This is a genomic window from Gordonia sp. NPDC003429 (assembly GCF_053588575.1).
Window position 1 is genome coordinate 219832 of record NZ_JBSFQF010000003.1, and the last position, 15863, is coordinate 235694.

Here is a 15863-nt window from a genome sequence, read left to right on the forward strand (position 1 = left end):
GATCAGACACCGTGCCGCCGACAGCCACGACCTCCGACCACGGAGCGCCGCAACCGCGCGACCGCGAGGCGGCCGGCAGCACGCCGCGCAGGACTCCCACGCCGCGTGTGACGCGGATAGTCGCGGCCGTCTCGGGCATACTCGGCGCGGTTCTGTGCGTCCTCGTCCCGCTGTTGCCCGTCAAGGCCACCGACGCCTCATTCAGCTGGCCCCAGACACGGCCGACGCAGCAACAAGCCGGCTCCGACACGTCGTCGGTGATGGCTCCGCTGATCGCGCAGACGGCGCAGTCGATGACCATCCGCATCCCCTGCAGGGTGCTCGCCGACCTGCCCGACGACCGCACCACCCTGGTGCTCGCGACGATGCCGACCGACGCCCCCGACAGCAAGGCGTCGGCCCTCTACGTGACTGCCGGCCGCGACGCGGTCACCGCCACCTTCCGTAACTCGGTCGCGGCGTCGGCGCCGCGCGCCGCCCTGACCCGCTGTACCGACCTGCGCATCTGGTCGGAGCCATCCGGCCCGGGTGCGCAGTTCACCGGACTGGGACCGGCCACCAACCTCGACCCCGGCAAACGGCCACAGGTGGCGGGGATGTTCAGCGACCTGACCTTTGCGCAGGCGAAGACCGCCGCGGCCGCGGGACTGCGCGCCGACGTGCGCATCGACAACCGGTACGCCAGTTCCCCGACGCCACTCAAAGTGGCCGTGATGGTGCTCGCGGTGATCGCGGTGGTGGTGTCCCTGATCGCCCTGCACCTGCTCGACGTGGCGTCGGGACGGTCCCATCGCCTGCGGGCCGGCCGCTGGTGGCACACGCTGCGTCCCCGGCTCACCGATCTGGCGGTCACCGGGGTACTGGTGGTGTGGCTGTTCCTGGGGGCGGGCAGCCCCGACGATGGGTACATCCTGAACATGGGCCGCACGGCAGGCTCGTTCGGCTATCTCGCCAACTATTACCGCTGGTACGGCATCGCCGAGGCGCCGTTCGACTGGTACTACAGTTTTCTCGCGCACTGGGCGACGATCTCGCCGTCGATCCTGTGGATGCATATCCCGCCGCTGATCGCCGGGCTGGTGTCGTGGTTCGTGCTGAGCAGGGTGCTGTTGCCGCGGCTGGGTCCCGCGGTCAACAGCGGAATCGGCCGCCGCTGGTATCGCAGCAACTGGCCGGTGTGGTCGGCGGCGGCGGTGTTCACCGCGTTCTGGCTGCCGTTCTGCAGCGGTCTGCGCAGCGAGGGCATCATCGTGCTCGGATCGCTGCTGACGTGGTGGGCCGTCGAACGCGCGATCGCCACCCGGCGCCTGCTGCCCGCGGCCACCGCGGCGCTGGTGGCCGGCTTCACCCTGGCGCTGGCACCCCACGGCGTGATCGGGGTGGCCATCCTGATCGTGGCCGCACGCCCGCTGCTGCGCATTCTCCTGGAGCGTCGCCGCACCGACGGAATCCTCGCCGCGGTGGCGCCCATCGTGGCGGCCGGGCTGGTGGTGCTGGTGGTGGTGTTCCGCGATCAGACACTGGCCACCGTGGGCGAGGCGATGAAGATCCGCTACACGGTGGGCCCGGTGATCAGCTGGCATCAGGAATTCCTGCGCTACTACTTCATCTCCGTGGTCACCGACGACGGCGCACTCACCCGGCGGGTGCCGCTGTTGTTGCTGCTCGCCGCGATCGTGGTGACGGTCGCGGTCATGTTGCGCCGCACCGGCATCGCCGGTGTGGCGACCGGTCCCACGTGGCGGCTGATCGGCGCGGTGGGCGTCACGTTGCTGCTGTTCGCGTTCACCCCCACCAAGTGGACCATCCAGTTCGGTGTGTTCGCCGGACTCGGCGCGGCGATGGCCGCGGTCGCCACCCTGGCCGTGGTGGCCGCGGCGGCCAGTTCCACCCGCAATCTCACGGTGTTCGTGTCGGGTCTGTTCTTCGCTCTCGCCGCCGCCATGGCCGGCTACAACTCGTGGCCGTTCGCCTACGAGTACGGGATCTCCTGGTTCGACCGCGCACCGGTGGTCGCCGGACGCCCGGTCTCGACGCTGTTCCTCATCCTCGCGGTGATCACCGGAGCCATCGCGGTCTGGCAGCACCTTCGTCTGGACTACGTGCGCAACAAGGGCCTCGAACACGACACCGCCGGACCTCCCGAGGCGTCGCGGGCCAACCGCCGCCGCCTGTTCCTCGCGTCGTCGCCGATCGCGGTGATCGCCGGGCTCATGGTGATCGCCGAACTGCTCGTGTTCGCCAAGGCCGTGGTGACCCGGTATCCGGCGACCACGGTGCTCGGCGAGAATCTGCACACGTTGCGCGGGGATTCCTGCGGGATGGCCGACGACGTGCTTGCCGAACCCGACCCGAATGCGGGCATGCTGACCCCCGCCGGCGGGGAGTCGGCGTCGGCGACGCTGGCCGGAGCGGGTAGCGGCGTGACACCGGTGGGCTTCTCCCCCAACGGGATTCCCGACGATCTGTCCCCCGAACCGGGTACGCAACGTCCCGGCCAGATGAACGTGTCGGCCAGCGTGGCACGCCCGTTCGCGATCACCGGTGGCCTGGGTGCGGGCACCACCGGCGGCCGCGGACCCGAGACGGTCAACGGGTCGACGGTGGCGCTGCCCTACGGACTCGACCCGGCCACCACGCCGGTCCTGGGCAGTTACGGCTACCCAGGCGAGGCGCGCCTGACCACCGGCTGGTACGAGTTGCCCGCCGACCGCGCGGCCACACCGCTGCTCGCCTTCACCACGGCCGGCGCAGTGTCGACGATCGACACCTTCGGAGTCCGCAACTTCGGTCAGAAACTGGTGGTGCAGTTCGGCAGGCCCGGACCGGACGGAACGTTCGAACAGGCCGGTCCCGACGTGCTGCCCATCGATCCCGGCCCGGTGATCACCAACCGGCCGTGGCGCAACATGCGGGTGCCCATGACCGCCGCGCCACCGAGGGCCACCGTGATGCGACTGTCGTTGCTGGACAACAACCTCGGGCAGTACCAGTTCATCGGGATCACGCCGCCGCGCGCGCCGCGGCTGCAGACGCTGCAGCAGTTGGTCGGTTCGCAGTCGCCCACGCTCATCGACTTGACCGTGGCCGCCCACTTCCCGTGCCAACGGCCGATGCAGGTGAGCAACGGGATCGCGCAGGTGCCGCGGTGGCGCATCCTGCCCGATTACCCGTCCACCAACTCCCAGTCCAAGACGTGGCAGGCCGGGGTCGACGGCGGGCTGCTCGGCATCTCGGAGGCCACCACGTCCGCGCAAGCGGTGCCGACCTACCTGTCGAACGAGTGGACACGCGAATGGGGAGCGCTCGAACGTCTCACCCCCCTGGTGCCCGGCGCACCGGCGGTCACGGTGAGCACTGCGCAGGTCGCCCGCTGGGGTTGGTCGCGAACGGGTTCGATCAGGGTGGAGCCACAATCCGATGACGACTGACTCACGCGCCCGCACAGCCAAGATCGTCGCCGCGGTGACGGGTCTGCTCGGTGTGCTGCTGGCCGTGCTCACTCCGCTGTTGCCGGTCAATCAGACCACCGCACAACTGAACTGGCCGCAGGAGGGCCGCGGAAGCGTCTCCGCTCCGCTGGTCGCGTTCGTACCGGTCGACATGGACGTCGAGGTGCCCTGCGACTCTGCGCGCAATCTGCCCGCCGCGGGCGGCGTGCTGTTGTCGACCATCCCGTCGGGCGGCGCGGCCGCCAGCGCCCGCGGGCTGTTCGTGCGGGCCGACGCCACCAGCCTGACGGTCACCGATCGCGATGTGGTGATCCTCAGTACCGGTCGGGCTGCAGCACAAGCCGACCGGGGATGCGTCATCCGTTTCCACGCGGACGGCACTGGTGTGACCGCGTCGATCGACGGCCTGGCCTCGGGCAGCGACGGCACCCTGTCGTATGCGGTGGACGACCAGGAGATGCGGCCGCAGATCGTCGGCGTGTACACCGATCTGCCCGGCACCGCCATGTCCGACGGTGTCTCGCTGCGGGCGACGATCGACACCCGCTACGTCAGCACCCCGACACCGCTGAAGCTGGCGGTGATCGTCGTCGGAATCGTCATGACGGTGCTGTCGCTGATCGCGCTCGGCATGCTCGATCAGCGAGACGGACGGAGACACAAGCGTTTCCTGCCCGCAGGCTGGTGGACCATCCGCGGCCCCGACGTGGCGGTGTTCGTGATCCTGGCGTTCTGGTGGTTCGCCGGGGCCAACACCTCCGACGACGGCTACAACTTCATCGTCGGCCGCATCACCGGCGACGCGGGCTACGCCGACAACTACTTCCGCTACTTCGGCGTGCCGCAGGATCCGTTCGGCTGGCATTTCCAGGTGATCGCCGCGATGACGCACGTGAGCCTGGCCGCCCCGTGGATGCGGCTGCCCGCGTTCGCGCTGGGCCTGCTCGGCTGGTGGCTGATCTCGCGGGAGGTGATCCCGCGGCTGGGCCGCGCGGTGCGCACCAGCACTCCCGCGGTGTGGTCGGCGGCGTTCGTGTTCCTGGCGATCTGGCTGCCCTTCAACAACGGGCTGCGGCCCGAACCCGCCGAGGCGGTGGGCGCCCTGTTCACCTGGTGCTGCGTGGAACGCGCGATCGCCACCCGGCGGCTGCTGCCCTATGCGATCGCCGTGGTGACCGCGGCGTTCACCCTGGCGCTGGCCCCGGGCGGCCTGATGGCGGTGGCCGCATTGCTCGCCGGTATCCGGCCCATCGTCAAGACCGTGGTCTCACGCCGCCGGCGCGACGGCCTGGTGCCGATGCTGGCACCGATCGCGGCCGCGGGGACAGCGGTGTTGTTCCAGATCTTCGCCGATCAGCCGCTGGCCCCGCTGATCGCCGGCAACAAGGTGGCCACCGACGTCGGACCCACGCTGGAGTGGTGGCAGGAGCCGATCCGCTACTACTACCTGCTGCTGCCCACCGCCGACGGTACCCTGGCCCGCCGTTACGGCGTGCTCATCATGATCCTGTGCCTGGTGGTGGTCCTGCTGCGGCTACTGCGTCGCAATCATCCCAACGGCGTCGCCCGCGCCCCCATCTGGCGGCTGATCGCAGTGACCCTCGGCACCATGTTCTTCATCGCGTTCACCCCCACCAAATGGACGCATCACTTCGGTGTGTACGCCGGTATCGCCGGCGGACTGGCCGCGGCGGCGGGCGCGATGATGGCGCCGGCCATCATGCGGTCGCGGCGCAACCGGACCTTCTTCGCCGCCGCCGTGCTCGCCGTGGTCGGTATCTCGTTCGCCGGCACCAACGGCTGGTGGTTCGTCGGCAGCTACGGCATCCCTTGGTGGGACCGCCCACCGGCCATCGGCGGAATCGGGATCGCCTGGATCGTCGTGGCCCTTGCCGTCGCCACCGCGTGCGTGGGCCTGTGGTTCCATCTGCGCGACGACTACACCGACGAGCCCACCCGCACCGGCCGGTCCGGCCACTGGTACTCGCGGCTGAAGTTCTCACCCCTGCCGGTGATCTCCGCGCTGATGGTGCTGTTCATGGTCGCCTCTTTCGCCAAAGCCGCCTATGTGCAACGGGATTCGTGGTCGTGGCTCAACTCCAACGCGCGTGCGCTCACCGGGAACGAATGCGGCCTGGCCAATGACGTGCTGGTGGAGGCCAACCCCAACACCGGCCTACTCGCACCCGCCGCCGTCGGTGGACGGGCGGCGCCCAGCATCTCCGACGCGCTCGCGGGAATCGGGAACGGCGTGCCCGCACCGGCATTCACCCCGAACGGGGTGCCGGGCAAGCTGTCGGTGGATGCCACCGAGGACGACACCTCGAGCACCTCGGGTGCGGCGAACTCCGCCGGCACCGGCGCGGGCGCCGATGATCAGCAACAGACCAGCGAATCGTCGCAGGGCGGCACCGAAGGCGGCCAGGGTGCGCGTGGCGTGAACGGGTCCACGGTGCGACTGCCGTTCGGCCTCGCCCCGGCGACTACCCCCGTGCTCGGCAGCTACGGCGCCCCGGGCGGCACCGGCACGCTCACCACCGACTGGTATTCCCTCCCGCCGCGCAGCGCCGCCGCACCACTGCTCACCATGTCGGTGGCCGGTTCGGTGCAGGCCGTCGACGGGATCGGCGTGGTCCATCCCGGACAGCAGGTCACCGTCGAATTCGGCCGGGTGAATCCCGACGGCACCGTGGTGCGGGTGGGAACCATGTCGCCGATCGACGTGGCCAAGGCGCCCACCTGGCGCAATCTGCGCTTCCCGCTGGCCGATGCACCGTCGCGCGCCACCGTGGCGCGGGTGGTGGTGGCCGACACCGCCGGCGCGCCGGCGGAATGGGTGGCGTTCACCCCGCCGCGGGTCACCACGCTGGCCACCCTCAACGACGTGGTGGGCACCACCGATCCGGTGTTCATCGACTGGCTGCCCGGATTCGTGTTTCCCTGCCAGCAGCCGATGAAGGTGCGCTACGGCGTGCTGCAGGTGCCGCAGTGGCGCATCATGCCCGACGCCGAGGCCACCCAGAAGAACAGTCAGACCTGGATGTCGGGCAAGGCCGGTGGTCCGCTGGGCATCACCGAGGCGATGCTGACGCCCACACTGCTGCCGACCTACTTGCGCAACAACTGGGGCCGCGATTGGGGTGGGCTGCAACGCTTCACGGAGATCAAACCGGCACCGCCCGCCCAACTCGACATCGGCACCCAACGCCGCTCCGGGCTGTACAACCCGGCACCGATGCGCTCGAGCGGCTACTGACGCAACTGCCCCCTCCCCCGGCAGCAACGGGCCTGCCAGTGAGGCAACCATCACCTTGCTTGCGCGCGTGCGACTTCCGGGCTTGAGTGGGACGCATGACCTTCAACCGATCGGCCGCCGACGATCCCGGCGCCGACACCGAGGTGCCCGGGCAGCACACCGGTGAGCCGCATGCAGGTTCGCTCGCGAACCGGCTCAACTGGCTGCGCGCCGGTGTGCTCGGGGCCAACGACGGAATCGTCTCCACCGCGGGCATCGTGGTGGGTGTGGCCGCCGCGAGCGCCGACCGCGAACCGATCTTCACCGCGGGCATCGCCGGACTCGCCGCGGGGGCGGTGTCGATGGCGCTCGGCGAGTACGTCTCGGTGAGCACGCAGCGAGACACCGAACGCGCCCTGCTGACCAAGGAGGCGCGAGAGTTGCGGGAGGAGCCCGAGGCAGAGTTCGCCGAACTCGTCGGACTCTACGAACAAAAGGGGCTCAGCCACGCGACGGCCTGCCAGGTGGCACACGAACTGACCGCCCACGACGCGTTCGGAGCCCACGTCGACGTGGAACTGGGGATCGATCCCCACGACCTGACCAACCCGTGGCAGGCCGCGCTGTCCTCGGCGGTCTCGTTCACCGTCGGCGCGCTACTGCCGCTCATCGCGATCCTGCTGCCACCCACGGCGTGGCGGATACCGGTGACGTTCGTTGCGGTGATCGCGGCATTGGCCCTGACCGGCGCGGTCGGGGCGGTGCTGGGTCGGTCGAGCCCGTGGCGCCCGATGTGCCGCGTGGTGGTCGGCGGCGCCATCGCGATGGTGGTGACCTTCGCCATCGGCCACCTCGTCGGCCACGCGGTCGCGTAGCCGCCAGGGGTGATGCCGACGCGCGAAGCGGGGTAGGTTCATTCCTGCACACTCTGTCCGCCGAGGGAACGCAATGGCCCGGGATCATCTCATCGACACCCCCGATTCGGGGGGTGGATCGATCCTGGACGGAATCAGCCTCTATGCCCAGATCGCGCCGGTGTGCCGACTCTCCGACGGCGCGCTGGTGGCGACGACACTGGAGGTGCACGGACCGCCGGGCACCAGCCTCGCCTCGGCCACCGCCCTGCGGCGCGCCGCGCGGATGATGGCGCAGGAGCCGATCCTCGACGCCCGGCGGAGCAAATTCCTCGCCTCCGATCCGGTGCGCGGGCTCGCCGCGCGGGTTCCGCTGTTCGTCGGCCTCGACATCGGGCTCTACCGCAGCGGCTGGGCACCGCTGGAGATCACGACGGCCCGCGCCCCCCACCAGGTCATGACGATCACGCCCCAGGCACTCGCCGATCAGCCGCGCGAGGTGCTCCGCGTGGTCGACGCTGCCCGGGAACAGGGCACCACCATCTGCCTGAACCCGGTGACGGCCACCACCGCGTCACTGACCGCGCTGGTCCTGCTGGAACCCGACGTGGTGCTCCTCGGCCCCGACCTCCTGCGCCGCCCGATCGGACCCGACGCAGCGCGCCTCGCGCACGCCGTGTGGGCGCACACCGAACGCTGCGATGCGCTCGTCGTCGCGACGGGGGTGGATGTCGAGCAGCATCTGGTGCCGGCACAGACCCTGGGCGCCGCGGTGGGGATGGGTGGGCTATATCCGCCGGTGACCGATCCCACCGAACTCGATCGCTACCCGACCGCCGCGGTACCCGAGTTGCCGGTCCGCACCACACCGCCGCCGCAGCAGGCCACGCCGTTCGCGATCGTCGAAGCCGCGATCGCCGCGCGTCCGGCCACCAAACGACTGCTAGTGGCGATGAGCAAGGAGATCGAACGGCAGGCGCACGCCACCCACGCTGCGGTTGTGCTCGGCACCTTTCAGTTCGAGCGCAACTTCAGTTCCTCGACCGCCCGCCGCTGGCAGGCAATGTCGGAGACGATCGGTCTCGTGGGGGTGTACGGCGTGGGGGTCACCGCCATCCGGGACGGCAATGTCCATCGCGCCCCACTCGATCCCCGCGACGACCTCGTCGACGAGTGGACCGTCGCCGTGCTCGGACCCCACTTCGCCGCGGTTCTCTCCGCCCGCGACCGCCATGACGACGCACCCGAACTCGACCGGCGCTTCGACTTCGTGCAGTCCTACGACCGCACCGTCGTGACCCAGTGTGTGCACTCGATACTGTCGCGGTTCGTCTGACCCGTGATCAGATGGGCATCAGCAGCGCCTTGCGCGGAGTGCGCATCATCTGCTTGTCGCGCAACTGTGCCAACGCCTTTCGCAACTCAAGCCGGGTTTCGGCGGGCTCGATGACGGCGTCGATGTAGCCGCGCTCGGCGGCCAGGTAGGGCGTGGCCATCATGGCGTTGTAGAAGTCGATGAAGTCGCGGCGCACCTTGTCGGCCTCGGCCGCCGACATGCCTTGCGTCTGCCGGCGAGTGAGCACCGCGGCTGCCGACTCCGCACCCATCACCGCGATCTTCGCGGTGGGCCAGGCGAAGTTGATGTCGGCGCCGAGCTGCTTGCATCCCATCACCGCGTACGCACCGCCGTACGCCTTGCGCAACACCACGGTCACCTTGGGCACGTCGGCCTCCACGTAGGCGAACAGGAATTTGCCCGACCGCCGGATGGTGCCCTTCTGCTCCTCGGCCAGGCCGGGCAGGATGCCGGGGGTGTCCACCAGGAACACCAGGGGAATGTTGAACGCGTTGCAGATGCGGACGAAACGTGTTGCCTTCTCCGAGGAATCCGTGTCGAGCACCCCCGACATCACACTGGGCTGATTGGCCACCACACCCACCGCGTGTCCGTCGACCCGGGCGTAGCCGGTGAGGATGTTGGGCGCGAACAGTTCGCCCACCTCGTGGAAGGCGCCGTCGTCGAACAGCTTGATCATGACGTCGTGCATGTCGTAGCCGGCGTTGTCGTTGTCCGGCATGAAGTCGTTGAGCGACAGATCGCTCTCGGTGATCTCCGGTTCGAGGCCCGGATTGATCACCGGGGGCTTCTCCCACGTGCTCGATGGCATGTACTGCAGATACTCCCGCACCCACTCGAACGCGGCCTTCTCGTCGGGTGCGACGTGATGAATGTTGCCCCAGCGCGCCTGATTGTGCGCACTGCCCAGATCTTCGGCCGAAATGTCTTCTCCGTTGACCTGTTTGAGCACATCGGGTCCGGTGACGAACATGTACGACTTGTCCTCCACCGCCACCAGGATGTCGGTGTTGGCGGGGGTGTACACCGCGCCGCCCGCGCATTTGCCGAGGATCACCGACACCTGCGGGGACAGTCCCGACAGTAGCTCGTTGCGGCGCCCCATCTCGGCGTACCAGGCCAGCGACGTCACCGCGTCCTGGATGCGTGCGCCCGCCGAATCGTTGATGCCCACCATCGGACAGCCGATCTTGCCGGCCCACTCCATCAGCGCGGACACCTTGCGGCCGAACATCTCTCCGACGGTGCCGCCGAACACCGTCTGATCGTGCGAGAACGCCGCCACCGGCCGTCCGTGCACCAGACCGTGACCGGTGACCACGCCGTCGCCGTATCCGGTGTGCGCGGCGCCCGGCATCTTGGCCAGCGCACCGATCTCGACGAACGTGCCCGGATCGAACAGCATGTCGAGACGTTCACGCGGCGAACAGATTCCCTTGGCCGCGCGTTTCTCGATCGCCTTCTCACCGCCCGGCTCCCGGGCGAGTTCCAGCTTCTGGCGCAGATCGGCCAACTTGCCCGCGGTGGTGGTGTCGCTCACGTGTTCCTCACTTCTGCTGGTTCGCGGTGTCCTGTCCGATTGGCTTACCGGTTGGGCCCCTACCGATGTGCGGCCGTCACACCCAGCCGACTGAGCCGGGCGGTGAGGTCGGCACCGATCTTCGCCACGAACGGTTCGTCGACGATCGACAGGTGATCACCGCCGACGTGCACGATCTCGAGGTCGGGGGCCAGGGGCGCCCATCCGCCGTCCTCGGTGACATTGGCCCACTGGGGCTCCAATTCGATTGCGCCGTCATGCATCCGGTCGGCGCGGTAGAGCACCACCGTGCCGTCGTAATGCGTGGGATCGATGTTGGTCAGTGCGCGGTTGTCGATGAACGACGTCCGCTGGTGTTCGATGATGCCGCCGGGGATCTTGGTGCCGGACATCGACACCATCTCCATGATGATCTGGAACTGGCCTTCGTCGTCGGCCTCCACCAGCCGGTCCATCGGGATCGGCGCGTCGGGATCGAGATCGTAGTTGCGGATCGCGAAGTTCTTCCAGCGTTCCAGCCGTTCACGTTTCGTGTCCGGGGTCTCCGCCACACGTTCGGCGGGCATCACGGCATCGATCAGGCCGACGAACGCCACATCCTCACCCTCTTCGCGGAGCACCTGCGCACAGCCGTAGGCCAGGCCACCGCCCAGCGACCAGCCGACCAGCACGTAGGGGCCGTGCGGTTGCACCTCGCGCAGTCGCGGCAGGTATTGCCGGACCCGCTCCTCGATGGAGCCCTCCACACGGTCGAATCCGATCACCGGCTGATCGGCGGGCAGCCGCTTGAGCAGCGCCTCGTATGCCGAGGTATTGCCACCGGCGGGATGGAAGAGCAACACCGGCACGGGATCTCCCGCGGACGGGTCGTAGGTCTTCTTCGCCGGTTCATCCCCGTCCCCCTTCGCCAGGCGCAGGTAGCGGATGAAACCGTCGGTGTCGGCGGAGGCGTCGAGGTACTGCCGCACGTAGTCGGCCATCTCCTCGATGGTCTCCGAGTCGAGGATGTCCTCCATGTCGATGTCGCCGCCGGTGCGCTCGTTGAGCTTGTCGGTGAGCTTCTGCGCCGTATCCTCGTCCAGCACGGGCAGCTTGGTGAAGATGCCCCCCGCCGAGCGCCCGGTGACCACCGCGTACACGCCGAAGGTGAGACGTTCTGCGGCGTCGCGCGGCGGCACGTCCGAGCCCGCGGCCTCTGCGACGGCCTTCTGATCGGAGAGGTCGGTTTCGACAGGCTCAACCAGCGAGGACGACGGCTCAACCAGCGAGGACGACGGCTCGGCCGGCGCGGGGGCGGGCTCGGCCGGCGCGGGGGCGGGCTCGGCCGGCGCGGCGGGCTCCGAGGCTTTCGCGTTCTGCTCGTCGATGTAGGCGTTGAGCGCGGCGGTGTCGAGTTCCCCTCCGCCCGCGGCGTTCTGGGAGAGATCGTCGAGCTGATCACGATGCGTCACCGCGAACGTCACGAACTTCTCCACGTCGGCCAGATTCGCCTGACGCATCGCCTGCAGTTGCAATTGCGGGATGTCGAACTCGTACTCCACGCGGTTCTTGATGCGGACCGCCATCAACGAATCAAGCCCCAGCTCGATCAGCGGGATCTCCCGCGGCAGGTCCTCAGGGTCGTAGCCCATCGACTCGCCGACGATCACCGCGAGCCGATCACCCACGGACTCATCCGATTCCGGGTTCCACTTGTTGCCGATGTCGTCGACCACATCGTCGTCGGTGACCACCCGGTTGTCGGCGAACACCTCGGCCTCCGACTGCGCGGGCTCGCCCGCCGGTGCGGGTGCGAGTGCGGCGTCGTCGATCGCGCCGGCGACGGCCGCCTCGAACAGGAGGCGGAAGTTCTTGTCCGCCAACGCGTCCGAACTTCTGGCGTGGATGGTGACCGATGCGCCACCGGGATGCGGGCTCAGCGTGGTGGTGAGGGTGCCGGACGCCGGGATCTCCCCGTGGGCGATCGCGGCCCCCACCGTCACATCGCGCAGCACCTGAGCGGCGGCGGCACGCACGAGTTCGCGCGGGTCGTTCACCGCCGCGGCGTCGACCTCCCACGCGTGACGGCCGTCGGGCAGCGCCACGTGGGAGCCGGGGACGCGGCCAGAAGAACCGCCGCCGGCGATGGTGGCCTTGAGCCAGAATTCCTTGCGTTCGAACCGTGTTCGTGGGATGTCAGCGAAATTCCCGGTGCCGTACAACGATCCGACATCGACCGGCTGGCCGTGAACGTAGAGCTTCATCAGCGCATTGACCACGCCGTAGCTCTCGTCTTCCTTGCGCCGCAGCGTCTCGATCAGTTCGGCGTCGTGCAGTCCGGCCGAAAAGGTCACGGCGGCAACCGAGATCAGCACGGCCGGGTTGGGCGAGAGTTCCAGGAAGGTGCGGTGACCGTTCTCCACGGCCTTGGCGATGGCCTGACTGAACCAGACACTGTGCCGCAGACCCTTGAGGAAGTAGTCGATGGTGTGCACCGGCTCGTGCCCGGGACGGTAGTACGTCTCCCGGTCCACCGAGCTGTAGAAGCCGACGGTGGGTCGCTGCGGTGTGATGCCGGTGAGCTCGTAGGAGAGCTCGCCGAGCAGCGGGTCCATCTGAGAGGTGTGGCTGGCGCCCTTGGTCTGCAGTTTGCGACCCAGTTTGCCCTCGGCCTCGGCGCGCGCCACGATCGCATCCACCTGGTCCTCGGGGCCGCCGATGACGGTGTGGGTGGGCGCCGCGTACACACAGATCTCGAGATCGGGATAATCGGCCAGGACGCCGGTGATGTCGTCGGCGCTGTACTCGACGAGCGCCATCAGCCGGATGTCGTCACCGGTGAGGGTGGCCTCGCCCTCGCCCATCAGACGCGAACGCTGACAGATCACCCGGGTGGCGTCCTCCAGCGACAGACCGCCGCTGATGTAGGCGGCCGACGCCTCGCCCATCGAATGCGGTACCAGCACACCGGGTTGCGCGCCGAAGTGCCGCAACGTGTCGGCCAGTGCCACCTGGATGGTGTAGATGCCCACCTGAGCGGTCTCGATGCCGTAGGTCTGCGCGTCGTCGAGGAACATCTCCGCGATGGAGTAGCCCAACTCGTTCTGCACGAACTCGTCCACCCGGTCGACGTACTTCTTGAAGACCGGATTCTCCAGGTAGAGCTGCTTGGCCATCTTGCGGTGCTGCGATCCGAAACCGGAGAGCAACCACACCGCCGACGCCGTGTCGGGCGAATCGGCCGAGTAGACAAGCGGATTGGCCTTGCCCTCGGCGACGGCGCGCACCCCCTTGACCGCGTCCTCATGCGTACGGGCCATCACGACGGCACGCGAACGCCCATGGTTGCGGTGAGCCAACGCCCGGCCGATGTCGGCGAGCGGAGTCTGCTGTCCCGCATCGGATTCCAGCCACTCCAGCAGATCCGCGGCAGCCTTGCGGCGCCGCGACGGGAGGAACCCGGAGATCACCAGCGGCGCCGCCGCACCGTCGACCGCGCACGGGGCGAAGCCGTCGGCCGGATCGACCGCGGGGACCTCGGCGGGCTCGGGGGCCTTCGTCGCCTGCGCGGCGAGCACCGCCCGCTCGGCGTCGGTGAGAAAGTCCTCGTCGTCGTCGGTGGTTTCGACAGGCTCAACCAGCGATTGGGACTCGCCCAGCGATTGGGACTCACCCAGCGATTGGGACTCGCCCAGCGGTTGGGACTCACCCAGCGAGTGGGACTCACCCAGCGAGTGGGACTCACCCAGCGATTGGGGCTCAGCCGGCGGAGCGGGTGCGAGGTCGGTGGGGAGCACCTCACGCACCACAACGTGGGCGTTGGTGCCGCCGAAACCGAACCCGGAGACACCGGCGACCGCGTGACCGGAGTAGCGCGGCCAGTCGCCGGCCTCGTCGATCACCCGCAGGTGACCGGTGTCGAACTGGATGTACGGGTTGGGCCCGGCATAGTTCAGCGACGCGGGCAGCTTGTCGTGGCGCAGGGCGAGCACCACCTTGGCCAGCGCACCGGCACCGGCCGCGGACTCCATGTGCCCGAAGTTCGTCTTGACCGACCCGAGCAGAGCGGGCGCATCGGCGGCGCGACCCTTGCCCACCACACGTCCGAGCGCGTCGGCCTCGATCGGATCACCCAGGATGGTGCCGGTGCCGTGCGCCTCGATGTAGTCGACACTGCGCGGATCGATCGCGGCGTCGGTGTAGGCCGCCCGCAGCACATCCACCTGGGCTTCGGGGTTGGGCGCGGGCAAACCGTTCGAGCGGCCGTCGGAGTTGACCGCCGACCCGGCGATCACCGCGAGCACCGCATCGCCGTCGCGGCGCGCGTCGGCCATCCGCTTGAGCACGAACAGGCCGCCACCCTCGGCACGGATCATGCCGTCGGCGTCGGCGGAGAACGCCTTGATGTGGCCGTCGGGCGCCTGCGCGCCGATGCTGTCGAAACCGAGCGTCGCCGCCGGGGTGATCAGCATGTTCACCCCGCCGGCCAGCGCCACGTCGGATTCGCCCGACCGCAGGCTGCGCACCGCCTGATGCACCGCCACCAGCGACGACGAGCAGGCCGTGTCGAGCGCCACCGACGGTCCGCGGAAATCGAAGAAGTAGGAGACACGGTTGGCCACGATCGACGTGGAGGTGCCGGTCAGCGCGTACGCGGCGGTGTCGCTGGCGCCCTCGTCGAGGCCCATCGCGGCCAGCAACTGATAGTCGTTGGTGGAGGTGCCGACGAAGACACCCACCGGGGCGCCCTTGAGGTCGCTGGCCGGGATGTGCGCATCCTCCAGCGCCTCCCACGCCAGTTCGAGCGCGAGCCGCTGCTGCGGATCGACCATCTCGACCTCACGCGGACTCATCTGGAAGAAGTCGGCGTCGAACGATTTCACGTCGTCGAGGTAGCCGCCGTGGACGTTGGCCTCCTCGATCACCTTCGCCAGGCGTGAATCCGAGGTGAACTCCGTCCACCGGTCGGCCGGGAGATCGGAGATGCCGTCGCGGCCCTCGATCAACGCCTCCCACGTCGACTCGGGGGTGTGCCCGGCCTTCGGAAAGCGTGTGGACAGACCGACGATCGCGATGTCGTCGTCGTTGCTGCGTTCGCGAATCCAGAACGTCTCGGCGTCGAGGTCGAGACCTTCGTCGGGATCGCCCTCGATGATGCGTTTGGCCAGCGACGCGATGGTCGGATGGTTGTAGGCGGCGGTGGCGGTGAGCACCACGCCCGTCTTGTCCTCCACGTCGGCGGCCAGGGCGACGGCGTCGCGCGAGGACAGCCCGAACTCCTCCATCGGCCGGTCGTCGGAAACCTGATCGACGGAGATGCCGGTGGCGGTCGAGACCCATTCCCGCAGCCACTCACGCAGTTCGCCGACGGTCAGGCCACCGGCGGTCTCGCCGTCGGTCGACTCGGTAACAGGCTGGTCGTTATTCAGTTCAGACATCACTAACC

Annotated in this window: 6 protein-coding genes; 4 read left to right on the plus strand and 2 right to left on the minus strand. The window is 68.8% G+C overall.

Translation table 11 applies throughout. The features are described from left to right. The first annotated feature begins 11 nt into the window (after positions 1 to 11). The 4 genes from ACWDSI_RS06325 to ACWDSI_RS06340 all read left to right on the plus strand — a co-directional run bounded on the left by ACWDSI_RS06325 (position 12) and on the right by ACWDSI_RS06340 (position 8877). Positions 12 to 3431, plus strand: coding sequence for an arabinosyltransferase domain-containing protein (locus ACWDSI_RS06325; protein WP_449756003.1), 3420 nt, complete (start codon positions 12 to 14; stop codon positions 3429 to 3431). Further along, positions 3421 to 6708, plus strand: coding sequence for an arabinosyltransferase domain-containing protein (locus ACWDSI_RS06330; protein WP_449756004.1), 3288 nt, complete (start codon positions 3421 to 3423; stop codon positions 6706 to 6708). Before ACWDSI_RS06325 ends, ACWDSI_RS06330 begins: the two co-directional genes overlap by 11 nt. Before the next feature lie 95 nt (positions 6709 to 6803). After that, entirely contained in the window at positions 6804 to 7562 is a 759-nt protein-coding gene (locus ACWDSI_RS06335; RefSeq protein WP_449756005.1) for a VIT1/CCC1 transporter family protein, read from the plus strand. A gap of 73 nt (positions 7563 to 7635) precedes the next feature. After that, positions 7636 to 8877 carry a DICT sensory domain-containing protein gene (locus ACWDSI_RS06340; protein WP_449756006.1) on the plus strand — a complete coding sequence of 414 codons (1242 nt, stop codon included), beginning with the start codon at positions 7636 to 7638 and terminating at the stop codon, positions 8875 to 8877. A gap of 7 nt (positions 8878 to 8884) precedes the next feature. Here the strand turns inward: ACWDSI_RS06340 and ACWDSI_RS06345 are convergent, their stop codons facing one another. Both ACWDSI_RS06345 and pks13 read right to left on the minus strand, forming a co-directional pair. Next, positions 8885 to 10438: an acyl-CoA carboxylase subunit beta gene (locus tag ACWDSI_RS06345; RefSeq protein ID WP_449756007.1), complete on the minus strand. Its 1554-nt coding sequence runs from the start codon at positions 10436 to 10438 to the stop codon at positions 8885 to 8887. Between the two features lie 59 nt (positions 10439 to 10497). Further along, entirely contained in the window at positions 10498 to 15855 is a 5358-nt protein-coding gene (gene pks13 / locus ACWDSI_RS06350; RefSeq protein WP_449756008.1) for a polyketide synthase Pks13, read from the minus strand. Between the last annotated feature and the right edge of the window lie 8 nt (positions 15856 to 15863).